Here is a 22,956-nt window from a genome sequence, read left to right as displayed (position 1 = left end):
ATTGCTTACTATGTTTTTACGGGATATTAGATAAGAATATTTTCATGAATAGAAGCTCTGAAAGATGTGATGAAGAAGTAGCTATATTTCTTGCTACTTATAATGGTGAGAAATATCTTAAGGAACAATTAGCATCGATTAAAAATCAAGACTATACGAACTGGACTCTGCATATCACCGATGATGGTTCAACCGACAAAACACTTGATATAATCGCGGAGTTTTCTAGTAGCGTAGTGCAATCAGTTAAGGTCTATAAAGGACCAAAAAGAGGGTTCGCTCAGAATTTTTTGAATTTAGTCCGTAACTTTAATATTTCGGCGAGTTATTTCGCATTTTGTGACCAGGATGATGTATGGAAGCAAGATAAAATTTCATATGCCCTGAATTGTGTAAGGTCTGAAGAAGAAGATAGAGCTACGGTATTTTTCTCCAGAACAGAATTAATCAATGAAGTAAATGAGTTTATCGGATTTTCGCCACTTTTCAGTAGAAAACCCTCACTTAACAATGCCTTAATTCAAAGTATTGGCGGTGGGAATACTATGTTATTCAATACTAAAACCAGAGAGCTTCTCGCTAAAATTCCTCTGGAGATGAAAGTGATTTCCCATGACTGGATAACATATCAAATTGTCGCGGCATGTGGCGGATTAGTAATATATTCTGAAAAGCCGACCATCCTATACCGACAACATGAAAATAACATTATAGGGTCTAATAAAGGTTTAGGGAATCTGTTATTACGATTCAAAATCATGCTGTCAGGTAGCATGTCTGAATGGAATGAAGCTAACTTAAAAGTACTTGAACTCTACCACTCAAATCTTACTGAAAGATCAAAATATCTTATAGGTGATTTTAAAAAGATTCGAGGATCATCATTACCGAAACGACTCTATTACGCATTCAGAGCAAAACTTTACAGACAAACTTTATTAGGCGAAGCTGGACTTTATTTGGCCATATTCTTAAATAAGCTTTGATTAGAAAGAGGTAATGAAATGTCGCCGCTTGAAGAAATATATAGAAATAAAAAGCTAATGTTGTCATTAATTAAGCGAGAAATTGCTCTTAAATATAAAGGCTCTATTGGCGGTTCAGCTTGGGCAGTATTGATGCCTTTGTTCATGCTTTCAATTTATACGTTTGTTTTTAGCAATATTTTTAAAGCAAAGTGGGGAACACACGGATATGATGCGCCAAAATCAGAATTTGCATTGATATTATTTATAGGAGTAATTGCTTATAATTTTTTATCTGAGTGTATAACCAGAAGTCCGACCATTATTAGTAGTAACCCAAATTATGTGAAAAAAGTAGTTTTTCCATTAAACGTTCTCCCTGCTGTTTATGTTATGTCTGCTTTATTTAATGCGTTAATTACGTTAGTGGTCTGGATTATTTGTTATTTTTTAATTATTGGTGTACCTAAAATTACACTGCTAGCTTTTCCTTTAGCAATGCTACCGCTGGTGATTTTTTCATTAGGGTTAAGTTATTTGCTGGCATCACTAGGAACCTATATTAAAGACATCAATCAATTAACAGGTTTAATTGCCACTGCCTTAATGTTTTTATCTCCTATATTCTATCCTGTGAGTTCGGTACCAGTTAGTTTCCAGTTAGTAATGAAATTAAACCCGTTGACCCCTGCTGTTGAAAGTCTACGCGATGTGATGTATTGGGGTAAAATGCTTGATTTTGAGAGCCTGAGTGTCAACACTTTCGTATCTATAGTGTTTTTGATTTTGAGCTTTGCTTTTTTTACCAAAACTAAAAAAGGATTTGCTGATGTCCTTTGATGTGGCCAAACAACCTATTGCTATTAAAGTTTCAAACGTAGGAAAATCCTATCGGATTTTTAAAAAGAACAATCATAGGTTATATCAGTTTTTTTTAGGGGAAAGATTCAAACTTTATAATGAATTTTGGGCGATTAAAGATATTAGTTTTGAAATTCATAAAGGTGAAACAGTTGCTATCCTCGGAAGGAATGGTGCGGGTAAGTCGACTCTTTTACAACTCATTTGCGATACTCTTTCCCCATCAACCGGAGTTATACATCGAACTGGTAAAATAGCAGCACTTCTGGAACTTGGTGCAGGCTTTAATAATGAGTTTACAGGAAGAGAAAATATATATATATCAGGTGCTATATATGGACTTTCACGTAAGGAAATAGATGCAAAGTTTTATGAGATAGAACAATTTGCAGATATAGGAAATTTCATTGACCAGCCCGTAAAAAATTACTCAAGCGGTATGTTTGTACGCTTAGCTTTTGCCTTAATTGTTAATGTGGACGCTGAAATTCTGGTGATCGATGAAGCTTTAGCTGTTGGAGATGTTTTCTTTCAACAAAAGTGCATGAGATTCCTTAGGAATTTTCAGGATAACGGTGGAACAATACTGTTTGTTTCACATGATACTTCAGCAGTTATGGCTCTATGTGATAAGGCGGTTTTAATTAGACGCAGTGATGATGGTAAAACTGAAACCATCAAAGGTAGCGCAGATGTCGTCTGCCAGGAATATTTGCGTGATCTGTATGCCGATCCTGAAAGGCTTAAGAATAATATTACTAAAACCATTGAAAAGAATAAATTTTCTGGTGCAGCTAGTGTTAATTATCAAGGCACTGCTATTGACCCTTCAATTTATTATGTCTCAGATTTTAATAAAAATGCAGATTCGTTTGGTCAGGGAGGGGGAGCAATAATCGATGTTGCTTTCTTGAATACAACCTATGAACAGCTAACTTCCATTAGCTCCGGAGATGATGTCATTTTAAAGGTTGATATCCATGCAGATCAAATTATTGAAAATCCCGCGGTAGGTATAATACTTAAAGATAGCAAAGGCCAGTTTTTATTCACGGAAAGTACTGACCCTCACTTCAGGTCCATTGATAAAGTCATTGAAGATGGCAGTGATGCTAGTATATATTTCAAATTTAAGATGCCTGTTTTAATCAGAGGTAATTACACCCTTGATATAGCCTTTGCTAATGGAATTGGCGACGACCATTATCAGATCCATTGGATTCATGATGGTATAGCTATCGAATGTATCAAAGGTCGGCAGGTTCATGGAATCCTTGGGTTTGATGATTTAAAAATAGATTGGGAAATTAAATGAATTCTGAACTGAGTATGCAAGTTGTTCTAGCCCGCTATGGCCACATTACTACCTCCGGGGATAAGGATCTTATAACCAAGAGTTTAAACCTCTATGGAGAATGGGCTGACAATGAACTTAATGTTCATCGCAAGCTAATAAATGAAGGTGATGTAGTTCTTGATATCGGCACTTATTTAGGAACGCATCTAACTGCCTATGCTAGATTCGTTGGCAAAACAGGCAAAGTCATTGGTTTTGAGCCTCATTCAGAATCGTATAGACTTACATGCAATACTATATCAATTAACAATCTTGAAAATGCCATTCTTAACAATTTTGCATTAGGGGCATCGCCTTCATTTGTTGATGGCAGTCTGGGCGAAGATGTTGAATCATTTAATCACGGTTCATTTTCACTAAAGAATCGTATGGCTAAGAGTCGCAGTATTCCTGACAATGAAGAAAATATAAGCAATGAGAATGTCATTGATGATAATGAAGCTACAAATCACTATAGCGGTAAAAAAATTGAAATTCAAAAGCTTGATGATTTAAAACTGACCAAAGTAGATTTCATTAAAATCGATGCAGAAGGTATGGAGTTTGAAGTTTTACAAGGTGGTACAAACACTATAATTCATTCCAGGCCAATAATTTTTTGCGAATGTAATGATCTGGCTAGTGGGAGCGAGACGTTCAGATGGGCTAAAGAATCAGGTTATAAAACTTATGTAATTAATATACCTGCTTATAATGGAACGAATTTCAACAAAAGCAGCGATGATTTCTTTAATGGGGCATCTGAAGTTTCACTTGTTCTTGTGCCTGCTGAAAAGGAAGCATTTGCAGTATATGCAATGCGTGGTTACCTCTTTAAGCGAGTCACGACTACCAACGATATCTTTCTAGTTCTATTATCCAAAAAACAATTTGTTGAAGAATTGCCTTATGAGGATAAAGAGCTTTTGGATTATCAAGGATTTAATCCGAATTTACAAACTACAAACTTCGATGTCGCCGAGGTGAGGAAAACTAACAACATTGTTTTGGCAGTTCCGTTTTATAAAAGTTCAGAATTAGTAGAACCACTTTATGCTTCGCTTTGTAAATGCTACCAGGATTTAATCGACTATAACGTTGAAGTAATATTTTATAACGATAGCCCTGACGACCCGGAACTCGAACGTGAATTTAAAAAAATTGAAGGGATGAATAGTGGTTTTAAAATTAACGTTCTAAGAAATTCAGAAAATCTTGGTTTTATTGGGACCATGAATCAAGCCATCTTCTATGCAAAAAAACAACATTCAGACATCATATTACTAAATTCAGATACCCTTTTTTTTCCCGGTGTCATTAAAGAGCTTGTTGAAGTAGCTTATGCCGACCCGATGATTGGATTTGTATCTCCAAGGTCCAACAATGCAACCATATGTACTTTTCCTCATAAAGCTAAAAATATTTCTTTAACCCCTGATGAGACATATCAGCAATATATGAATCTGAGGTTTGCTTTCCCCAGATTTACATTCGTACCTACCTGTGTAGGTTTTTGTCTTTTCATAAAAAGTAAAATCGTTCAGGAATTTGGTCTTTTAGATGATGCTTATGGCAAAGGCTATAATGAAGAAAACGATTTTATCATGCGTGCTAATCGATGTGGGTATAATGCAGTCTTAGCTAATCATGCATTCATATGGCATGAAGGTGAAAAATCTTTTTCTGGCTTAGAAGTAAAAAGAAATTTACGAGAAGAAGAAAATGCCAAAATTTTACATGAACGTTATCCAGAGTTCCCTCGTCTGATTAGTAACTATTTTAATTCAGTTGAGTACAGGGCAGAATCAATTTTAGAAGGCTTATTGCCAGATAGTAATAACAAACTCAAGATTGCTTTCGAGTTTACTTCTTTAGGGACCTATCATAACGGTACTTTCGAGGCAGGAAAGAAACTTATCCATGCTGCAGACAAAGTGTGGCCTGATAAATATGATATTGTTCTTCTCTGCAGTGAGCCAGCATATGAATTCCACGAACTTAAAAGCAGTTTAAGTTCAAGGGTTTCTTGGACAGACCCACAACATTTTGATGACAAATTTGCTGCAATCATCAGAATTGGTCAGCCTTTTTCTTCACAAGCTATATCTCACAACATCTATAGAGCACCTGTCTCTAGTTGTTTTATGCTTGATACGATTGCTGCAGACTGTGGATATTTAAAATTAGATTTTGATGAGAATCTGTGGAGGTTTATGCTTAACTGGGCGGATGTTATCTTCACTAATTCTTTTTTTACTGCGAGTCAGTTTGTACGTAGATATCAAATAAGTGATACATCAGTAATTAAACCTTCATTGCATTCAATCACGCTGGATGATTATTATAAAGATGTTGATGCTGAAGTTAAATCACTAAGCGATAAAGTTAATACTGAAGTGTTAATAATTGGAAATAAATTTGATCATAAAGCATTGAAGTATGCGGTGCCATTACTTTCTAAATCATTTAGTAATTACAATTTTACCGTCTTAGGCGGTGAGCAATATGATCTTGCAAATGTTACTTCTATAGCTACAGGCCAATTTTCTGATGCCGAGATAGATGCAATTTATGATAGAGTGGATGCTATTGTTTTCCCAAGTCATTACGAAGGATTCGGCTTCCCACTACTTCATAGTCTGGCGCATAAGAAAAAAATATTTGTCCGTGATTTACCCGTCTATCATGAGATCCAAGATAAAGTAATAGTTGGTGGTGAAAATATATTATTTTTCGAAAGCCTAGACGAATTAATTGAAAAAATTCACTCTGTTAGCCTTTCCTGGAATGGTAATAAGGCAGTTGGTGAAAAAGATGGATGGAATCGCTCTGCTAAGGAAATTCTTACTGCAGTTGAAGATGCTATGCAGCAAGTTAGCCTTAGTAAAGTTACTGAAAGAATCAGATGGTTTGAGCTTGCTTTTTGCAGAAATAACTCTCTTTCCGTTAATCAGTCTAATGATACACCTACTAATATTGCTAATCGCATTGCTGGCAAAGTCCAGCATGTGATTGTAAGACTGTTGCGTAATCAATCAATTTATAATTACAGCAGGAAAGCATGGCGTGCGTATAAAAAAGCATCAAAAAAATAAGCATTTAAACTGGTGAGATTCTTCTTTGGAGTGTAACAGCATTAATTACTTTCTTATGAGTTTCACAATAAGATAAAGTGTATGACTATACGTTCACAATCATTTGTGGTTGTTAAAAGACCTTCAAAAGGAGTATGTAATGTCCAAGCAACAGATCGGCGTTGTAGGTATGGCAGTGATGGGCCGCAACCTGGCACTTAATATTGAGAGCCGCGGTTACACTGTTTCAATCTTCAACCGTTCACGCGAAAAGACTGATGAAGTCATCGCTGAGAACCCGGGCAAGAAACTTGCTCCTTTTTACACCGTTGAAGAGTTTGTCGAATCGCTGGAAAAACCTCGTCGTATCCTGCTGATGGTTCAGGCGGGTGAAGCGACCGATAAGACTATTGCCTCTTTGACTCCACACCTGGATAAAGGCGACATTCTGATTGATGGTGGTAACACCTTCTACAAAGATACTATCCGTCGTAACAAAGAGCTGTCTGACCAGGGCTTCAACTTCATCGGTACCGGTGTTTCTGGTGGGGAAGAGGGCGCACTGAAAGGCCCATCTATCATGCCTGGTGGCCAGAAAGAAGCCTATGAGCTGGTTGCGCCAATCCTGGATAAGATTGCAGCACGTGCGGAAGATGGCGAAGCCTGTGTGGCTTACATCGGTCCAAATGGCGCGGGTCACTATGTGAAGATGGTTCACAACGGCATCGAATATGGCGACATGCAGCTGATTGCTGAAGCTTACGCACTGCTGAAAGGTGCGCTGGGTCTTAGCAATGAAGAGCTGGCTGAAACCTTCACCGACTGGAACAACGGCGAGCTGAGCAGCTACCTGATCGACATCACCAAAGATATCTTCACCAAGAAAGATGAAGACGGTAAATACCTGGTTGATGTGATTCTGGATGAAGCAGCGAACAAAGGCACCGGTAAGTGGACCAGCCAGAGCTCGCTGGATCTGGGCGAACCTCTGTCCCTGATCACCGAATCTGTCTTCGCGCGTTATCTTTCTTCGCTGAAAACCCAGCGTGTCGCGGCGTCTAAAGTCCTGAGCGGTCCACAGGCGCAGGCCTTCACCGGCGACAAAGTTGAGTTTATCGAGAAAGTTCGTCGTGCTCTGTACCTGGGTAAAATCGTCTCTTATGCGCAGGGCTTCTCACAGCTGCGTGCGGCATCAGAAGAGAACAACTGGGATCTGCACTACGGAGAAATCGCGAAGATTTTCCGTGCTGGCTGCATCATTCGTGCCCAGTTCCTGCAGAAGATCACTGATGCTTATGAAGCAGACGCGGGTATTGCTAACCTGCTGCTAGCGCCTTACTTCAAAGATATCGCGGATCAGTATCAGCAGGCGCTGCGTGATGTCGTTTCTTACGCCATTCAGAACGGTATCCCGACGCCGACCTTCTCGGCAGCGATTGCTTACTACGACAGCTACCGTTCAGAAGTCCTGCCTGCTAACCTGATTCAGGCGCAGCGTGACTACTTCGGAGCCCATACTTACAAGCGCATTGATAAAGACGGTGTGTTCCACACCGAGTGGTTGAGTTAATAGAAAAGCTCCCTTTGGGGAGCTTTTTTTTAGATTATTTTTTTTAGGTAAGGTGTTTTTAGCATTAATTGTACTAACAATATTGTAGCTGTTAAAAGTAACAAACTATCGAGTATTATTGATGGTAAAGCAGTTCGATGGATAAAAAAACCAGCCTGATCAAGCGTTATATATACCATCCAGTGAGAAAGGTATATTCCAAAGCTACTTCTACCTACATTAATTATTAATTTTTCTTCTTTCAGACTAAAGTTTCTTTTTATTTTTGTTACATACAGGAATAAAGAATAAGAGCCAATAAGGACAAGTAAATTAGTATAACTGTATGCTGTCTCGTAAGGTTGGAAATTTTTATTGGATATAATTGAAGTTGCAATAAAATTAATCGCACAGGTTGTTATGAAGATGAACAGCAATTTTTTTGACGAAGTATTGCTGAATTTTTTCATTGCCCAAGGTGTTAGGGCAGAATAAATAATAAAATCAGGCTTTATTTTGTTTCCATCAAATGAAGGGATGATGCCATTGTCTATGCCAAAATAGTTGGTTAGCGATGGAATAATAATTAAGAATATAGTCAAAAAATATAATATAAAGTTATAGTTTCTTTCTGTCATATTGTCATAAATTATTTTGAATGCTGGAACAGATATTAAGTAAAAGAAAAAGCTGTAGAAAAACCACAAATGAAATGCTGTTCCGCTCGTTATCATCATTATGATGAAACTTCCAATATCTTTCTCGTTTGAAACATAACCTGCATAAAAATAGTAAGCAACTGACCAGAATAAAAATGGTATAATTAACCTCTTGAATTTATAAATCAGTGGTTTTTTAATTTGTTCTTCGTCTATATGATATATATAGGCCGTAGTAATTAAGAAAAATGGGACGCAAAACCGGGTGATTGAATAAAATAAGTTAGATATATACCAATCACTAGTTCCAATTAGCAGTTTGTTATTGAAGTAACCCATTGACATATGAACTACAATCACACTGATTATTGCTAACGACCTGCCGATTTCAATATTAAGATTTAGTATCTTTGTAGGAGAGGTTATGGTTTTTTTAGCAGCAGTATGAAAGATTTCGCTTTTCGGGGAATCCATCACAATTTCTCATGTAAAGTTTATGTTAGCTCATTGTAAATTTTTGCACACAAATCGACAAGAAAATTCATAGGAATTCTCTTGTCTCATATTAATAATTTTTAGGTTTCTCAGAATCACCCCACCAGCAAATCCCCGCTGCGAATCTCTTTCTCTCCCGCCAGCCTCACCACCAGCATACCTGCCGTGGCAAACCTCACCCAGTGCCGTGCATACAGAATACCGCCATGCTCCGCCACCAGCGGGGTGATGTGGTCCGTCAGTGGATCGACAATCTCAGCCACCACTTCTCCCGGACGAATCTCTGCGCCCAGCGGTTTACGATGCAGAATCAATCCTGACACCGGCGAGTGAATATATTCACAGCCAGCCAGAGGTGTCGGCGGGTTTTTCAGGGCTGGGGAGGAGGCCGCGGAACCCTCACTATGGCGTTCTTTGATCACGCCTGCTTCTCCCGGCGCTTCAGCCGCATCGGGTACGGTTAAACCGATGGGGCCGTCATTGATGGCCACCACATCATCCCCGCCTGCGCTCGCCGGGACCAGCTCATCACCGCCAATAACGGGCGCGGCCACTTCCACCGAAATCGAAGGTTCGCTGTAGCCGATATAGCCGCCCTCCTGCAACGCTGAAATAATGGCATCCGCATCCTTTTCCGCCTGCTCAGGCGAGACATCGCGCACGCCACGCAGCTCCAGCGTCACCGGCAGCAGCCCGCGTGGCATCGGATACGCTTTGCCAAACCGCTCCGCCAGCGTCAGCCAGGGTTCGCAGCAGGCTTCATCAAAGGGTTCGCCGCCGGAGATTTGCGCGAGCAACTGCACTTCACTGCCCAGCCAGCGTGCCAGCGGCTCAATATCCGGCCACGCATGCGGGGTGGTGTAGAGGTGCGGTACGGCTTCCCAGTCGCAGTGCAGGTCAATCATCAGATCGGCCTGGCTGGCCATTCGCATCAGCGTGTAGCGCTGTGCATCCAGTTCGGTCTTAGGGACGGTATCGCGGTAATGGCGATCGATCGCCTCGCGGATCAGGCTTCTGTTCTGCGATTCACTCTGGGTCAGGCTCTCAGCCAGCCCGGCCGCCAGGGTGGTGCCCAGTGAGGGGAAACGGCGATTAAAATCCTGACCGGAGAGGGTATGAAAACGTCCGAGGTGAGTACCGTGCCAGTGCTGGCCCAGTGCCAGAGGATTGGCAACCGGCACCAGCGTAAAGGCGGCTTTGAGTTGCCCGGCGGATTCCAGCGCCTGCAGCCTCTGCTTCAGAAACCACGCCACCGCCATCCCCGGCAGTTCATCGCCGTGCAATGCCGCCTGGATATAGACCTGACGCTCATGCTCCTGAGCAAAGTGAAAGCTGATGATTTCACGCTGGGTGCCTAAAGAGGCGCTTAACAGTGGATGATGTTGTTGATGCATACCGTGTTAATGTCCTTAATCGGCAAAGGACGACAGCGCGCCGTCCCGAAAAGGTTAGAGTATAGTGCCGGATCGCGGTGAGGACGAAAATGGGGCCCGCGACACTACTGCTGAATAGAGATATCCGTGGCGAAGTAGCGCTTCTGAATCTCATCAAAGGTGCCGTTCTTTTTGATGTCGGCAAAGGCGTTATCCAGCGCGGTTTTCAGCTCACTGTCGCCTTTACGCAGGCCAATCGCCGTGCCGGGGCCGATGATCGGATCCTGAATAATCGGACCGGCCAGCTCAAACGCTTTGCCCTGTGGCTGTTTGAGGAATCCGATAGCCGCCTGTGCCGCATCGGTAAAGACCGCGTCCAGCCTGCCTGAAACCAGATCGCTTTCTACCTGTGCCTGATCGCCATAAGGGACGACGGTCACACCATGAGGCTGCCATTTCGCCAGGGCATAGCGCTCCTGAACCGTTCCCTGTTCCACGCCAACCGTTTTTCCTTTCAGAGACTCGACGGTGGGCAGGATGCCGGCGCCTTTACGGGCAATCAGTTGAGTGTGGGTGTCGTAGAGCGGGACGGTGAAGTCAATCTGCTTCAGGCGCTCTTCCGTGATGCCCATATCTGACAGGATGGCATCAAACTTACGTGCTTTCAGCGCGGGGATCATGCCGTCAAACTGGCTTTCGACCCAGACGCATTTCGCCTGCATCTGTTTACAGAGTGCGTTGCCCAGATCAATGTCAAAGCCGACCAGCTTGCCCTGGGGCGTTTTCGATTCAAATGGCGGATAGGTCGGGTCGACCGCGAAACGCACCTGTTCAATTTTTGCCTGCGCGCCAAATGCACAGCCTGCCAGAAGGGTGACAGCCAGCGTCTGACGCAGGCGTTGCGTGAAAATGTTCATGATTTTTCTCTTATTTTGTCGTGATGAAGGTTCATGAAGAGTAACGCCGGGCAGACGGGATAGCAATTAGCGGATTATGTTCACCACGCGGGCGCCGCACAGCGCCCGGTAATCGTCGGTATTGAGGATCACCGATCGCGCCAGCAGGCCGGCGTTGAAGGCGATCTCCGGGTAACGTTCAAACAGGCTGGGATCCGCGATCAGCAGCAGGTCGGGATGAAAGCTGAATGGCGGGATAGCACCAAACACACAGCCGGTCAGTTGGTCGGTTTCTGCCGGACTGGCCAGTGACGCGCGTCGTCCGCCCACCGCGTCGGCAACCTTATTCAGATCGGCCTGCCGATCGGCCGGTAACACCGCCAGCACATGCTGTCTAACGCCGTTGCCTTTGACATGACAGACCAGCGCCTTCGCGCCCTGACCGATCTCGGTACCACGTATTGCTGCGACGGCCTCGCACTTACCGGTCGGCTCATGCTCCATCAGGCGGTAGCGTGCCTGATGCTGGTCGAGAAGGGCGATTAACTTTTCATGGGTGGTCATGGTCTTCTCCCGGGTAGATGGGCGGTGATCACGAAGGGGGAGCGGTGCAGGATGTGAGAAGAATCCTGCTCAGAATCCGCATAAAAACGGGATTCTGAGCAGTATGTTGCACATTTACTGATGGCGGGCGCGCAGGTTATTGATCACCGTGCTGAAGTCGAGATCCTGATCCTGCAACAGCACCATCAGATGATAGACCAGGTCTGAGGCTTCATTGGTGAGCTCATGCCGGTCGTTGACGGTTGCCGCCAGCGCGGTTTCCACCCCTTCTTCACCCACTTTCTGCGCGATACGCTTGGTGCCGCTGGCGTAGAGGCGGGCGGTGTAAGAGCTCTCCGGATCGGCTGTTTTGCGCGAAGCAAGCAACTGCTCCAGCTGATAAAGGAAGGTCCACTCCGGTGCCGCGGGGGAGAAGCAGCTGCTGGTGCCCAGATGGCAGGTCGGGCCAATCGGATTGGCCAGGATCAGCAGCGTGTCGTTGTCGCAGTCTGGCGTAATGCTCACTACCTGCAGAAAGTTGCCGGAGGTTTCACCTTTGGTCCATAAACGGTTTTTGGTACGGGAGAAAAAGGTGACGTTGCCTTCAGCCAGCGTTTTTTCCAGTGCCGCCGGATTCATGTAGCCATGCATCAGGACTTCGCCTGAGACATTGTGCTGCACGATGACCGGCATCATGCCCTCTGTTTTGTCCCAGTCGAGCTGAGCCTGTTGTTGTTCGGTTAGCACGCGCGAATCTCCACTCCGTTGTCGATCAGGAAGCTCTTCAGCTCACCGATATTAATAATCTGCTTATGGAATACCGAGGCGGCCAGCGCCCCATCAACATTGGCTTCGGTAAAGGCTTCCAGGAAGTGCTGCATCGTACCTGCGCCGCCAGAGGCGATCAGCGGCACCTTGCAGACATCCCGCATTTTCTTCAGCTGCACCAGGTCATAGCCATTACGCACGCCATCCTGATTCATCATGTTCAGCACGATTTCACCCGCGCCCAGCTTCTGCACTTCCTGCACCCACTCCAGCGTTTCCCACTGGGTCACGCGGGTGCGCGCTTCGTCACCGGTGTACTGATTAACCTGATATTTGCCGCTGCTCTCATCGAACCAGGTGTCGATCCCGACCACAATACACTGCACGCCGAAACGATCCGCGAGGCGGGTGATCAGCGTCGGGTCAGCCAGCGCCGGTGAGTTGATCGAAATCTTATCCGCACCAAATTCCAGGATACGTGCCGCATCTTCGGGGGTTTTGATACCGCCCGCGACGCAGAACGGAATATCGATGACTTCCGCTACCCGCGACACCCAGCTCTTGTCCACGACCCGGCCATCGGAGGAGGCGGTGATGTCGTAGAACACCAGTTCGTCAGCCCCTTCGGCGGCGTAGCGCTGGGCCAGCGGCACGATGTCACCGATGATCTCGTGATTACGAAACTGTACGCCTTTGACCACCTGGCCGTCACGCACATCAAGGCAGGGAATTATCCGTTTTGCCAGCATGAGATCGCCTCCGAAACAGTGAATTTATCTTCCAGCAGCGCACGACCGACAATGACGCCCTGAACACCGCTGCCGCGCAGGGCGGCGATATCATTAAGTTCGCCAATGCCGCCAGAGGACTGGAAGGCGACGGACGGGAAGCGTGCGGTCACTTCCTGATAGAGGGCGACGTTGGAGCCACTGAGGGTGCCGTCACGGGAGATATCCGTGCAGAGCACGTGCTTCAGGCCCACCTGCTGGAAATCGGTAATCACCTCTTCCAGCGTCACGCCAGCCGCTTCCTGCCAGCCGCTGATGGCCACTTCTTTACGGTTACTGGCGTCGATACGCACATCCAGCGCCAGCACGATCGCCTCAGCGCCAAACTCGGCAAACCACCGTTTGACCTCTTCCGGCTGTTTGATGGCGGTGGAACCCACCACCACACGACTGGCACCGGCTTCCAGCAGGGCGTGCACATCGTCACGGCTGCGGATGCCTCCACCGACCTGCACCGTCACATCCACCCCTTCCAGCAGGGTTTTCAGCAGGGGGATCTGACGCTTCGCCGGATCTTTCGCGCCGGTCAAATCCACCAGATGCAGAACGGTTGCGCCCTGACGAACGTAATCCTGCAGACGCGGCAGCGGGTCACTGCCGTAATCGCGCTGCTGCCCATAATCGCCCTGATGCAGACGAACGACTTTGCCGTCGATTAAATCTAACGCGGGGATAATCATTACATCTCCAGGAAATTTTTCAGCAACTGTGCGCCCGCTTTGCCCGAACGCTCCGGGTGGAACTGGACGCCGAAGAAGTTATCCTTCTGCACCGCTGCGGTGAAGGCTTCGCCGTAGTGACACTGTGCGATGGTGCTGGCGTTGACCGGCATGGCGTAGCTGTGAACAAAGTAGAAATAGCTGCCATCGTCGATGCCGCGGAACAGGTGATTGCCCGCCTGCGCGGTAATCTGGTTCCAGCCCATGTGCGGCAGCGGCAGACCCTGCGTGTCCATCAACGAAACCGGTTCATCAATAATGCCCAGCGTCGGCACGCCGCCGTTTTCATCGCTGCCGCGTCCCAGCAGCTGCATTCCCAGACAGATCCCCAGCACCGGCTGGGTGCAGGCTTTCACCAGATCGATCAGGTCACGCTCTTCCAGCTGCGTCATCGCCGCCTTCGCGGTGCCGACGCCCGGCAGAAACAGTTTGTCAGCGCGCAGGACCACATCAGGATCGCGGCTGACTTCCGGGGTATAGCCCAGACGTTCAATCGCCCATTTCACCGAGGAGAGGTTGGCGCACCCGGTATCCATGATTACCACGTTCATCACAGCACTCCTTTCGAGCTCGGCAGGGTATTACCCTCTACGCGAATCGCCTGGCGCAGCGTACGACCAAAGGCTTTGAACAGGCTCTCGACACGGTGATGGTCGTTCTTGCCTTTGGTTTTGAGATGCAGGGTGCTCATCATGGCGTAAGAGAGCGAGCTGAAGAAGTGCTCGACCATCTCGGTGCTGAGGTCACCCACACGCTGGTAGTTGAACTCGGCTTTAAACTCGATGTGCGGACGGCCGGAGATATCGAGCGCACAGCGCGCCAGGCATTCGTCCATCGGCAGCACGAAGCCAAAACGGCCAATACCGCGTTTGTCGCCCAGTGCTTTCAGCAGCGCTTCCCCCAGGGCCAGACCGGTATCTTCCACCGTGTGATGATCGTCAATATAGAGATCGCCTTTCACTTCAATGTGCATGCGAAAACCGCCGTGCACCGCAATCTGATCCAGCATGTGGTCGAAGAAGCCCACGCCGGTATTGATCTTACTGCCGCCTTCGCGGTCCAGCCACAGTTCAACCCGAACCTGCGTCTCTTTGGTGTTGCGCTGCACCAGCGCATGGCGGTCGCGCTGGGTCAGACGCTGCTGGATGGTCTGCCAGCTCTGGCCATCTGCGCCGTAGCGGATAGCCTGAATGCCCATGTTCTCCGCCAGCTGAACGTCGGTCAGGCGATCGCCGATGACGTAGCTGTTGGCGGTATCGAGCGCGCCTTCCGCCAGCCAGGCTTCCACCATTCTGGTTTTCGGCTTGCGGCAGTCGCAGTGGTCGTCAGGCATATGCGGGCAGATCAGCACATCATCAAACGCGATACCCTGTGAGGTCAGCACCTGCATCATCAGATTGTGCGGGCCATCGAAGTCCGCCTGCGGGAAACTGGCGGTGCCCAGACCATCCTGATTGGTGATCATCACCAGCCGATAACCGGCGGCCTGCAGCGCCAGCAGCGCCGGAATAACGTCTGGCTCAAATGCCAGCTTATCCAGTCGGTCAACCTGATAATCTTCAGGCGGCTCAGAGATGAGGGTGCCATCGCGGTCAATAAAAAGGGTCTTCTGGCTCATGCTTGCTCCACAGAAAAGGCTTGCAGCGCGGCGATCACTCGTTCGCACTCTTCACGCGTGCCGATGGAGATGCGCAGGCATCCCGACAGGCCTGGGTTTTTGTTTTGATCACGCAGGATAATGCCCTGATCCCATAAGGTTTTGAAGACTTTAGGCGAATCGGTAAAGCGCGCCAGCACATAGTTGGTTTCACTGGGGAAAACCTGCTCCACGCAGCTGAGCTGAGCCAGTGCATCCAGCAGCCAGCCGCGACTGGCATTCAGTTGCGCCACATGCTCACGCATCAGGGCGATACCCTGCTCGCTGAGTGCCTGACCCGCAACGTCGGCCACGGGCGTCGCCAGCGGGTAGGGGGCAATGACCTTCATCAGCAGGTCGATCACCGGCTTATTCGCCAGCGCAAAACCACAACGCAGGCCTGCTAGCGCAAAGGCTTTCGAGAGCGTACGCAGGATCACCAGATGCGGATAATCCTTAAGCCATCCGGTCAGGGTCGCCTGCGGGCAGAACTCAATATAGGCCTCATCGGCCACGACCAGCGCTTTTCCGGCGGTCATTGCCAGCAACTGACGGATATCTTCCTGATTGATCAAATTACCGGTCGGGTTGTTGGGGCTGCAGAGATAAACGACTTTAACGCCTTCCAGCTGCTCTGCAATCGCGGGCAGGTTCAGCTGCCAGCCGTCCAGCGCGAGAGCGGTGCGGTATTCGATGCCGATGGTTTCGGCGCTGACGCTGTACATGCCATAGGTCGGTGGACAGAACAGAATCGCATCCTGACCCGGCTCACAGAAGGCGCGCATGATCAGTTCAATGGCTTCATCCGCGCCGCGGCTCACCAGCACCTGCTCGGGGGTTAAGCCTGCGTAGGCGGCGTAGCGCTCAATCACGATTTTCGGCTGACACTCGGGATAGCGGTTCAGCGTCTGCTGCGACAGCTCAAACGGCACCGGCAGCGGAAACTCGTTGGCGTTAAGCCAGACATCGCCGTTACCACCCAGACGACGCGCCGACATATAGGGGGTCAGAGCGCGCACATTGGCGCGCGCCAGCTGCTCAATATCCTGACTCATGCTTGCTCCTTCAGTGCGGCAACGCGCAGGGTGACGGCATTCCTGTGGGCATCCAGCTGCTCTGCGGCGGCCAGGGTTTCAATCGTCGCGGCCAGGTTCAGGAAACCCTGCGGCGTCAGCTCCTGCACCGTCATGCGTTTCTGAAAATCGGCCAGTCCCAGGCTGGAACAAGTTGCGGTGTAACCGTAAGTTGGCAGGACGTGGTTAGTGCCTGACGCGTAATCCCCCGCCGACTCCGGCGACCAGTCGCCCAGGAAGACGGAACCGGCGCTGGTGATGGTGTCCACCAGTTCGCGCGGCTGACGGGTCTGCAGAATCAGGTGCTCCGGGCCGTAGAGGTTAGAAATCGCCACGCACTCTTCAAGGTCACGCGCCACGATCAGGCGACTGCTCTCCAGCGCCTGACGGGCGGTGGCCGCACGCGGAAGCTGTGCCAGTTGCTGTTCAACCGCGTCCGCAACTGCCTCAGCCAGCTTCAGGGAAGGCGTCAGCAGAATCACCTGTGAGTCGGGGCCGTGCTCCGCCTGTGAAAGCAGATCAGAGGCGACAAACGCGGGCGTCGCCCCCTCATCGGCGATCACCAGCACTTCAGAGGGGCCTGCCGGCATATCGATTGCCGCGCCATCCAGGCGTTGACTCACCTGACGTTTTGCCTCGGTGACCCACGCGTTGCCCGGACCAAAAATTTTGTCCACTCTCGGCACCGTTTCCGTGCCGAAAGCCATGGCGGCGATAGCCTGCGCGCCGCCCACCTGAAAGACCTCTTCAACACCACACAGCTGCGCGGCATAAAGGATCTCATCGGCAATTGGCGGAGGTGAACAGAGTACCACGCGCCCGCATCCGGCGATGCGTGCTGGAGTTGCCAGCATCAGCACGGTTGAGAAGAGCGGGGCGGAACCGCCGGGGATATAGAGCCCGACCGATTTCACCGGACGGGTAATCTGCTGGCAGCGCACGCCAGGCTGTGTTTCCACATCCACGGGCGGCAGGATCTGGGCATTGTGGAAGGTTTCGATATTCTTCACCGCCACAGCCATCGCCTGCCTCAGCGCGTCACTCAGACGGGCGCTGGCTTCTGCGATTTGCTGCGGGGTCACGCGCAGATGGTCAACCTGCGCCTTGTCGAACCGGGCGCTGAACTGGCGCAGCGCCTCATCACCACCGGACTTCACCTGCTCCAGGACGTCGCGCACCGTCTGTGTGACGTTGTCAGAGGCGGCAATCGCAGGACGTAACAGCAGCGCCTGCTGCTGTTCCGGGGTGCACTGCTGCCATTCAATCGGGGTAGAAAAGGCCATGGCTTACTCCATCATCTTCTCAATTGGCAGCACCAGAATCGAACTGGCACCCAGTGACTTCAGTTTTTCCATCGTTTCCCAGAACAGGGTTTCGCTGCTGACCATGTGCATCGCCACGCGGCTGACATCACCCGCCAGCGGCAGCACAGTCGGGCGCTCTGCGCCAGGCAGCAGGCTGATCACCTCTTCCAGGCGCTCACTCGGCGCGTGCAGCATGATGTACTTCGATTCGCGCGCTTTGATCACGCCCTGAATACGGGTCATCATCTTGTCAATCAGCTCCTGCTTGGCGGCAGGCATCTCGCCGTCGCGCTGAATCAGGACGGCTTTTGAACGATAGATCACTTCCACTTCACGCAGGCCATTGGCCTCCAGCGTGGCCCCGGTGGAGACCAGGTCGCAGATGGCGTCAGCCAGACCGGCGCGGGTCGCAACTTCAACGGAACCGTTCAGCATACAGGTTTTGAAGCTGACGCCTTTTTTGTCGAGGTACTGCTTTAACAGGTGCGGATAGGAGGTGGCGATACGGGCGTTGTCGAGGCACTGCGGACCGGTGTACTCGTCATCGGTTCCCATCGCCAGCGACAGGCGGCAGCCGCCGAAGTCGAGGCGGCGCAGGGTGAAATAACGCGGGTCTTCACCCTGCGCCCGACGTGAGAGTAACTCCTCTTCCAGCACGTTCTCACCGATGATGCCTAAATCGACCACGCCATCCATGACCAGGCCAGGAATATCGTCATCGCGCACGCGCAGGATGTCGATGGGCATGTTCTCCGCAAACGCAATCAGGCGCTGTTGCTGAAGGTTGATTTTAACGCCGCAGCGCGCCAGCAGTTCGCGTGAATCATCACTTAAACGGCCAGATTTCTGCATAGCTATGCGTAAACGGGTGTTATCTAACATGGTTCCTGTCCTCTTAATCCTGTCCTGAATGTGTGATTACGTCAGCCCATAAAAAAACCCCCGGAAGACGATCTTCCGGGGGTTCTCTTGCGTTCGCACCACTGGAAGATCTTGAAAGTCTTCCAGCACCAATCGCCTGAAAGACTAGTCAGGATGATGGTGGTGGTGATGGTTAAACTGAACGCGTGTCATAATAATCTCGTCGATGAATGAGTATTCATTTGTGGGGTTTAACCTAGCGAAGATGCGTGCCGTTGGCAACACTTTTTTATAGACCCGGTTCGGAAAGCACTGAAACAGGTTGTCCTGGTTTGCAATCCGGGGGCAAACTACGGTGAAGTCAGGGTGGATGTTTTACGTCAGGAGTCAATATGAAGAAGGTCGCGATTGTGGGACTGGGCTGGTTGGGCATGCCGCTGGCCACGGCGTTAACGGCGCGGGGCTGGCAGGTGACAGGCAGTAAAACCACGCCGGACGGTGTTGAGGCGGCCCGCCGCTGCGGCATTGAGGCCTTTCAGCTGGAGCTGACGCCTGAGCTGGTGTGTGATGCCGCCGATATCGAACCGCTGTTCAATGTTGATGCGCTGATCGTTACGCTGCCCGCCAGCCGCACAGCAGAAGGGGGCGAGGCCTATCTGCAGGCGGTGCAGAATGTGGTCGACACCGCGCTGGTTTACAGGGTGCCACGCATTATCTTTACCAGCTCCACCTCTGTGTATGGCAGCAGCTCCGGGCCTAAGCGGGAAAACAGCCCGCTGACCGCTGAAACCGTCGCCGGAAAGACGCTGGTGAAACTGGAAAACTGGCTGCACGATCTGCCTGGCACCAGCGTCGATGTTATGCGTCTGGCGGGGCTGGTCGGGCCCAAACGCCATCCGGGACGCTTCCTGGCGGGGAAACAGGATGTGGCAAATGGTTCGCAGGGCGTCAATCTGGTGCACCTCGATGATGTGGTTGAGGCGATTACGCTGCTGCTGCAGTCGCCGAAAGGGGGCCGGACCTATAACCTCTGTGCGCCGAAGCACCCCTCCCGTGACACCTTTTACCCGGCGGTGACGCGCCAGCTTGGCCTGCAGCCGCCGCAGTTCGCGCCAGAGGCAGTGAAAGAGAGCGGTAAGCTGATTGACGGGTCGCGTATCTGCAGCGAGCTGGGGTTTGAGTATCGCTATGACGATCCGGTGAAGATGCCGCTGGAGTAAGGCGCTGAACACCGTTTTGCGGGAGCCGGCTGCTCCCGCTGCATCTTCTCCTGTTCTGACTGCTTTGTAGTTACAACATACTATTAGCAGGATTTAGGGGAAAAACCGTGCCCGTCTGAAATCCGGTAGTTCAGTCGGGCAGGCAGCAGTGACCGTCACTTACCTCATACCCCCAGCCGATCCCGCAGCGCATACCACACCGCGCCCATCGCCGTCAGTGGCACCTTAAAGCGTCTGCCGCCGGGGAAGGGCAGATGGGGCAGACGGGCAAAGGCGTCAAAACGCTCAGCATCGCCGCGTAAAACTTCACTGATCAGCTTGCCGGACAGATGGGTACAGGTCACGCCATGACCGCTGTCACCCTGCATGAAATAGACATTGTTCTCCAGCCGGCCAAACTGCGGCATGCGCGAGAGCGTCAGCAGGAAATTGCCGCTCCAGCTAAAGTCCAGCCTGACGTTCTGCAACTGGGGGAAGGTGCGACGCAGTTTGGGACGAATCAACGCTTCAATGTCTGCCGGTTCCCGTGCCCCATAGACCACGCCGCCGCCATAGAGCAGCCGGTTATCCGCCGTCAGACGAAAATAATCCAGCAGGTAGTTACAATCTTCCACGCAGTAGTTGTTAGGCAGCAGCGACAACGCCTGATCGGGTGAAAGCGGCTCGGTAACCACAATCTGTGAACCACACGGCATGCTTTTCCTGCTCAGTCGCGGCTCAAGCTGCGGCGAGAGATAGGCGTTACCGGCGAAGATGACAAAGGTGGCGCTGACCTCACCGTGGGCGGTTTTTACCCGATTCGGTGAGCCATAAATCACCTTCAGGGCCGCAGACTGTTCGTAGATGCGTCCGCCATGTCGCCGTATCGCTTCCGCTTCGCCCAGCGCCAGGTTCAGGGGGTGCAGATGGCCGCCACGCCGGTCCAGCAGCCCGCCGACATAACGTTCGGTCGCCACTTCGCGGCGGATCCCCCGTTCATCGAGCAGCTCCAGATCGTGATTGCCATACTGCTGCCACAGGGTTTTCTGTTTCTGCAGATGTGCCATCTGGCGTGTATTCAGGGCGGCAAAGATGCCGCCAGGCCGGTAATCGCAGTCAATCGCGTAACGATCAATGCGATCGCGGATGATCGCTGCGCCTTCAAACATCATGCTGCCCAGCATGCGGGCGCTCTCTTTGCCGTAGCGCTGCTCAATTACATCCACGTCGCGGCTGTAGGAGTTGACCACCTGGCCGCCGTTACGTCCGCTGGCACCAAAGCCGATGCGCGCGGCTTCCAGCACGACCACGTCATAGCCAACTTCGGTCAGATGCAGCGCCGCAGAGAGGCCGGTAAAGCCGCCGCCAATAATGCAGACGTCACACTGGATGCTCTCCTGCAACGTCGGCCAGGGATCATGGGCATTGGCGGTTGCCGCGTAATAACTCTCCACATAATTCATAACAACCTCCTGAATGCGCCTAAAAGTTAGCGGGCGTGTGGGCACTGACGATGCGACAGGGGATATCGGCACTGTTGGTGAAGCTGTGCGGTAAGCCGGTATCAATCACATAACTCTCTCCGGCAGAGAGATGAAAGCGCTGCCCGTTGATCATCAGGATAATTTCCCCCTCCAGCAGCGTACCGGTCTCTTCACCAGGATGACGCAGCTTCTCACCGGTACTGGCACCGGGCTGGTAAGTTTCCAGCAGCATCCCCAGCGAACGCTGGGTTTTACCGTTATCGATCAGTTTCAGCGAGACCCCCTGACTGCCAATCTCCAGCAGTTCGCCGGGCCGGACAATAATTTTCGGCTCTGCATCCGGCCTGGGATCGGAGAAGAACTCCGACAGGGAGAGGCCATAGACCTTCAGCAGTTTCTGCAGGGTGCTGACCGCCGGGCTGACCTTATCCTGTTCGATGGTGCTGATTGCGCTGTGGGTCAATCCGGCCAGCTCAGCCACGCGGCGCTGCGACAGCCCCAGCGTCTGCCGGATCTCCGCCAGCCGCCGTCCCGGTGCCAGCGTGGCATCACTCATCGTCTTTTCCCCTGTGATAACGAATGGCAGCTTGAATAAATCCGCTGAACAGCGCCTGCGATCCCGGCGTCGTTTCCGGCTGCCACTCAGGATGCCACTGCACCGCCAGGGCGAAAGGGTGATGACGCAGGCTCACGGCTTCGACCAGACCATCGGCTGCGCGTGCTTCAATGCGCAGCTGCGGTCCCGGCTCGCGGATGCCCTGATGATGCAGAGAATTGACCTTCAGGGAGCTGTCGGCAAACAGCGTCGCCAGCACGCCGTCCGGTTCGACAGTCACCTGATGCACGGGCGCATACTGCTCAGCCAGGGGGCGCGTCTCATCTTCATGATGACGCTGAACGTCAGGCCGGGCGCTGAGATCCCGCCACAGGCTGCCGCCATTCGCCACCACCAGCTCCTGCAGTCCCCGGCAGATGCCAAACATCGGCATTTTGTGGCTGGTGGCCCAGGTGATCAGCTGAAAGGCGAGGCGGTCACGACCCGGATCGGCGTGCGGCTCCTCACCGGCCTCGCCATAGTGCCAGGGTTCGATATTGCTGGGACTGCCGGTCAGCAGCAGACCATCCAGCACAGCCATAGCGTTTTCTAATAGATGAGGGGCGTTAATCAGACTGTGGGGCAGGGCGAGCGGTACGCCTCCTGCCTGAACGAGTGCATCGCAATATTTGTTATGCACCGTCTGAGTCGGATGACCGCCGGTATCCTTCTGGCACATCACTACGCCAATCAACGGCTTGTCAAAAATAATGCCCATCTCACGTCCTCGCTTCGCTGTTCGAAATATCTACCGAAAGGGCACGTCTGGCGGTTAAGT

22 protein-coding genes and 1 other annotated feature are annotated in these 22,956 nt (G+C 50.5%); of the genes, 6 read left to right on the top strand and 16 right to left on the bottom strand.

The window, feature by feature from the left end; translation table 11 throughout:
- Positions 1–44: 44 nt before the first annotated feature.
- The 5 genes from AC1V0D_RS08535 (at position 45) to gndA (ending at position 7,806) form a co-directional block, all read left to right on the top strand.
- The gene (locus tag AC1V0D_RS08535; RefSeq protein ID WP_482907250.1) at positions 45–986 is read left to right on the top strand and encodes a glycosyltransferase family 2 protein; all 942 of its coding nucleotides are present in this window, start codon (positions 45–47) and stop codon (positions 984–986) included.
- A gap of 18 nt (positions 987–1,004) precedes the next feature.
- The gene (locus AC1V0D_RS08530; RefSeq protein ID WP_482907249.1) at positions 1,005–1,805 is read left to right on the top strand and encodes an ABC transporter permease; all 801 of its coding nucleotides are present in this window, start codon (positions 1,005–1,007) and stop codon (positions 1,803–1,805) included.
- Positions 1,795–3,141, top strand: a complete 1,347-nt coding sequence (locus AC1V0D_RS08525; protein WP_482907248.1) for an ABC transporter ATP-binding protein — start codon at positions 1,795–1,797, stop codon at positions 3,139–3,141. Before AC1V0D_RS08530 ends, AC1V0D_RS08525 begins: the two co-directional genes overlap by 11 nt.
- Positions 3,138–6,257, top strand: a complete 3,120-nt coding sequence (locus tag AC1V0D_RS08520) for an FkbM family methyltransferase (RefSeq protein WP_482907247.1) — start codon at positions 3,138–3,140, stop codon at positions 6,255–6,257. Before AC1V0D_RS08525 ends, AC1V0D_RS08520 begins: the two co-directional genes overlap by 4 nt.
- Before the next feature lie 139 nt (positions 6,258–6,396).
- Positions 6,397–7,806 (top strand): NADP-dependent phosphogluconate dehydrogenase, encoded by a 1,410-nt coding sequence (gndA, locus tag AC1V0D_RS08515; RefSeq protein ID WP_482907246.1) that lies wholly within the window; start codon positions 6,397–6,399, stop codon positions 7,804–7,806.
- 29 nt (positions 7,807–7,835) lie between these two features.
- On the opposite strand, the gene AC1V0D_RS08510 is transcribed toward gndA, so the two are convergent.
- The 13 genes from AC1V0D_RS08510 to hisL all read right to left on the bottom strand — a co-directional run bounded on the left by AC1V0D_RS08510 (position 7,836) and on the right by hisL (position 19,113).
- Positions 7,836–8,918 carry an acyltransferase gene (locus AC1V0D_RS08510; RefSeq protein ID WP_482907408.1) on the bottom strand — a complete coding sequence of 361 codons (1,083 nt, stop codon included), beginning with the start codon at positions 8,916–8,918 and terminating at the stop codon, positions 7,836–7,838.
- A 116-nt stretch (positions 8,919–9,034) separates the two neighbouring features.
- Positions 9,035–10,333 (bottom strand): succinylglutamate desuccinylase/aspartoacylase family protein, encoded by a 1,299-nt coding sequence (locus AC1V0D_RS08505; RefSeq protein WP_265138920.1) that lies wholly within the window; start codon positions 10,331–10,333, stop codon positions 9,035–9,037.
- Between the two features lie 104 nt (positions 10,334–10,437).
- Positions 10,438–11,229, bottom strand: coding sequence for an ABC transporter substrate-binding protein (locus AC1V0D_RS08500; protein WP_150028836.1), 792 nt, complete (start codon positions 11,227–11,229; stop codon positions 10,438–10,440).
- A 66-nt stretch (positions 11,230–11,295) separates the two neighbouring features.
- Complete coding sequence (locus tag AC1V0D_RS08495) at positions 11,296–11,772, bottom strand: YbaK/prolyl-tRNA synthetase associated domain-containing protein (RefSeq protein ID WP_482907245.1); 477 nt, start codon at positions 11,770–11,772, stop codon at positions 11,296–11,298.
- A 114-nt stretch (positions 11,773–11,886) separates the two neighbouring features.
- Entirely contained in the window at positions 11,887–12,498 is a 612-nt protein-coding gene (hisIE, locus tag AC1V0D_RS08490; protein WP_150028834.1) for a bifunctional phosphoribosyl-AMP cyclohydrolase/phosphoribosyl-ATP diphosphatase HisIE, read from the bottom strand.
- Entirely contained in the window at positions 12,492–13,268 is a 777-nt protein-coding gene (gene hisF / locus AC1V0D_RS08485; protein ID WP_009089307.1) for an imidazole glycerol phosphate synthase subunit HisF, read from the bottom strand. The genes hisIE and hisF overlap by 7 nt, the downstream gene beginning before the upstream one ends.
- Entirely contained in the window at positions 13,250–13,987 is a 738-nt protein-coding gene (gene hisA, locus AC1V0D_RS08480) for a 1-(5-phosphoribosyl)-5-[(5-phosphoribosylamino)methylideneamino]imidazole-4-carboxamide isomerase (RefSeq protein WP_009089309.1), read from the bottom strand. Before hisA ends, hisF begins: the two co-directional genes overlap by 19 nt.
- Positions 13,987–14,577 carry an imidazole glycerol phosphate synthase subunit HisH gene (gene hisH / locus AC1V0D_RS08475; RefSeq protein WP_482907244.1) on the bottom strand — a complete coding sequence of 197 codons (591 nt, stop codon included), beginning with the start codon at positions 14,575–14,577 and terminating at the stop codon, positions 13,987–13,989. Before hisH ends, hisA begins: the two co-directional genes overlap by 1 nt.
- Positions 14,577–15,644: a bifunctional histidinol-phosphatase/imidazoleglycerol-phosphate dehydratase HisB gene (gene hisB, locus AC1V0D_RS08470; RefSeq protein ID WP_009089312.1), complete on the bottom strand. Its 1,068-nt coding sequence runs from the start codon at positions 15,642–15,644 to the stop codon at positions 14,577–14,579. Before hisB ends, hisH begins: the two co-directional genes overlap by 1 nt.
- Entirely contained in the window at positions 15,641–16,717 is a 1,077-nt protein-coding gene (gene hisC, locus AC1V0D_RS08465; protein ID WP_482907243.1) for a histidinol-phosphate transaminase, read from the bottom strand. The genes hisB and hisC overlap by 4 nt, the downstream gene beginning before the upstream one ends.
- The gene (hisD, locus tag AC1V0D_RS08460; RefSeq protein ID WP_482907242.1) at positions 16,714–18,018 is read right to left on the bottom strand and encodes a histidinol dehydrogenase; all 1,305 of its coding nucleotides are present in this window, start codon (positions 18,016–18,018) and stop codon (positions 16,714–16,716) included. Before hisD ends, hisC begins: the two co-directional genes overlap by 4 nt.
- Positions 18,019–18,021: 3 nt before the next feature.
- Positions 18,022–18,921, bottom strand: a complete 900-nt coding sequence (gene hisG, locus AC1V0D_RS08455; RefSeq protein WP_009089318.1) for an ATP phosphoribosyltransferase — start codon at positions 18,919–18,921, stop codon at positions 18,022–18,024.
- Positions 18,922–18,969: 48 nt separating this feature from the next.
- Positions 18,970–19,090: a sequence feature (His leader region), on the bottom strand.
- The gene (hisL, locus tag AC1V0D_RS08450) at positions 19,066–19,113 is read right to left on the bottom strand and encodes a his operon leader peptide (RefSeq protein ID WP_100396937.1); all 48 of its coding nucleotides are present in this window, start codon (positions 19,111–19,113) and stop codon (positions 19,066–19,068) included. It overlaps the preceding feature by 25 nt.
- 179 nt (positions 19,114–19,292) lie before the next feature.
- Here hisL and AC1V0D_RS08445 point away from each other — a divergent pair, with 179 nt between their 5' ends.
- Positions 19,293–20,120, top strand: coding sequence for an NAD-dependent epimerase/dehydratase family protein (locus AC1V0D_RS08445; RefSeq protein ID WP_482907241.1), 828 nt, complete (start codon positions 19,293–19,295; stop codon positions 20,118–20,120).
- Positions 20,121–20,284: 164 nt separating this feature from the next.
- On the opposite strand, the gene AC1V0D_RS08440 is transcribed toward AC1V0D_RS08445, so the two are convergent.
- The 3 genes from AC1V0D_RS08440 to puuD are packed head-to-tail and all read right to left on the bottom strand — an operon-like array spanning position 20,285 to position 22,896.
- A complete protein-coding gene (locus tag AC1V0D_RS08440; RefSeq protein ID WP_337025328.1) occupies positions 20,285–21,562 on the bottom strand; it encodes an NAD(P)/FAD-dependent oxidoreductase in 1,278 nt (425 codons plus the stop codon).
- Positions 21,563–21,581: 19 nt separating this feature from the next.
- On the bottom strand, positions 21,582–22,139 hold the full coding sequence (gene puuR / locus AC1V0D_RS08435; protein ID WP_337025327.1) for an HTH-type transcriptional regulator PuuR: 558 nt from the start codon (positions 22,137–22,139) through the stop codon (positions 21,582–21,584).
- On the bottom strand, positions 22,132–22,896 hold the full coding sequence (gene puuD / locus AC1V0D_RS08430) for a gamma-glutamyl-gamma-aminobutyrate hydrolase (protein WP_154927654.1): 765 nt from the start codon (positions 22,894–22,896) through the stop codon (positions 22,132–22,134). The genes puuR and puuD overlap by 8 nt, the downstream gene beginning before the upstream one ends.
- Positions 22,897–22,956: the final 60 nt, after the last annotated feature.

This window comes from Pantoea sp. PA1, assembly GCF_056856975.1.
This window is presented reverse-complemented; position numbering and strand designations above follow the sequence as displayed.

Bases quoted from the DNA above. Each gene is read 5' to 3' on its own strand.
- AC1V0D_RS08535 (WP_482907250.1), top strand. From the start codon at position 45: ATGAATAGAAGCTCTGAAAGATGTGATGAAGAAGTAGCTATATTTCTT.
- AC1V0D_RS08530 (WP_482907249.1), top strand. From the start codon at position 1,005: ATGTCGCCGCTTGAAGAAATATATAGAAATAAAAAGCTAATGTTGTCA.
- AC1V0D_RS08525 (WP_482907248.1), top strand. From the start codon at position 1,795: ATGTCCTTTGATGTGGCCAAACAACCTATTGCTATTAAAGTTTCAAAC.
- AC1V0D_RS08520 (WP_482907247.1), top strand. From the start codon at position 3,138: ATGAATTCTGAACTGAGTATGCAAGTTGTTCTAGCCCGCTATGGCCAC.
- gndA (WP_482907246.1), top strand. From the start codon at position 6,397: ATGTCCAAGCAACAGATCGGCGTTGTAGGTATGGCAGTGATGGGCCGC.
- AC1V0D_RS08510 (WP_482907408.1), bottom strand. From the start codon at position 8,918: ATGGATTCCCCGAAAAGCGAAATCTTTCATACTGCTGCTAAAAAAACC.
- AC1V0D_RS08505 (WP_265138920.1), bottom strand. From the start codon at position 10,333: ATGCATCAACAACATCATCCACTGTTAAGCGCCTCTTTAGGCACCCAG.
- AC1V0D_RS08500 (WP_150028836.1), bottom strand. From the start codon at position 11,229: ATGAACATTTTCACGCAACGCCTGCGTCAGACGCTGGCTGTCACCCTT.
- AC1V0D_RS08495 (WP_482907245.1), bottom strand. From the start codon at position 11,772: ATGACCACCCATGAAAAGTTAATCGCCCTTCTCGACCAGCATCAGGCA.
- hisF (WP_009089307.1), bottom strand. From the start codon at position 13,268: ATGCTGGCAAAACGGATAATTCCCTGCCTTGATGTGCGTGACGGCCAG.
- hisA (WP_009089309.1), bottom strand. From the start codon at position 13,987: ATGATTATCCCCGCGTTAGATTTAATCGACGGCAAAGTCGTTCGTCTG.
- hisH (WP_482907244.1), bottom strand. From the start codon at position 14,577: ATGAACGTGGTAATCATGGATACCGGGTGCGCCAACCTCTCCTCGGTG.
- hisB (WP_009089312.1), bottom strand. From the start codon at position 15,644: ATGAGCCAGAAGACCCTTTTTATTGACCGCGATGGCACCCTCATCTCT.
- hisC (WP_482907243.1), bottom strand. From the start codon at position 16,717: ATGAGTCAGGATATTGAGCAGCTGGCGCGCGCCAATGTGCGCGCTCTG.
- hisD (WP_482907242.1), bottom strand. From the start codon at position 18,018: ATGGCCTTTTCTACCCCGATTGAATGGCAGCAGTGCACCCCGGAACAG.
- hisG (WP_009089318.1), bottom strand. From the start codon at position 18,921: ATGTTAGATAACACCCGTTTACGCATAGCTATGCAGAAATCTGGCCGT.
- AC1V0D_RS08445 (WP_482907241.1), top strand. From the start codon at position 19,293: ATGAAGAAGGTCGCGATTGTGGGACTGGGCTGGTTGGGCATGCCGCTG.
- AC1V0D_RS08440 (WP_337025328.1), bottom strand. From the start codon at position 21,562: ATGAATTATGTGGAGAGTTATTACGCGGCAACCGCCAATGCCCATGAT.
- puuR (WP_337025327.1), bottom strand. From the start codon at position 22,139: ATGAGTGATGCCACGCTGGCACCGGGACGGCGGCTGGCGGAGATCCGG.
- puuD (WP_154927654.1), bottom strand. From the start codon at position 22,896: ATGGGCATTATTTTTGACAAGCCGTTGATTGGCGTAGTGATGTGCCAG.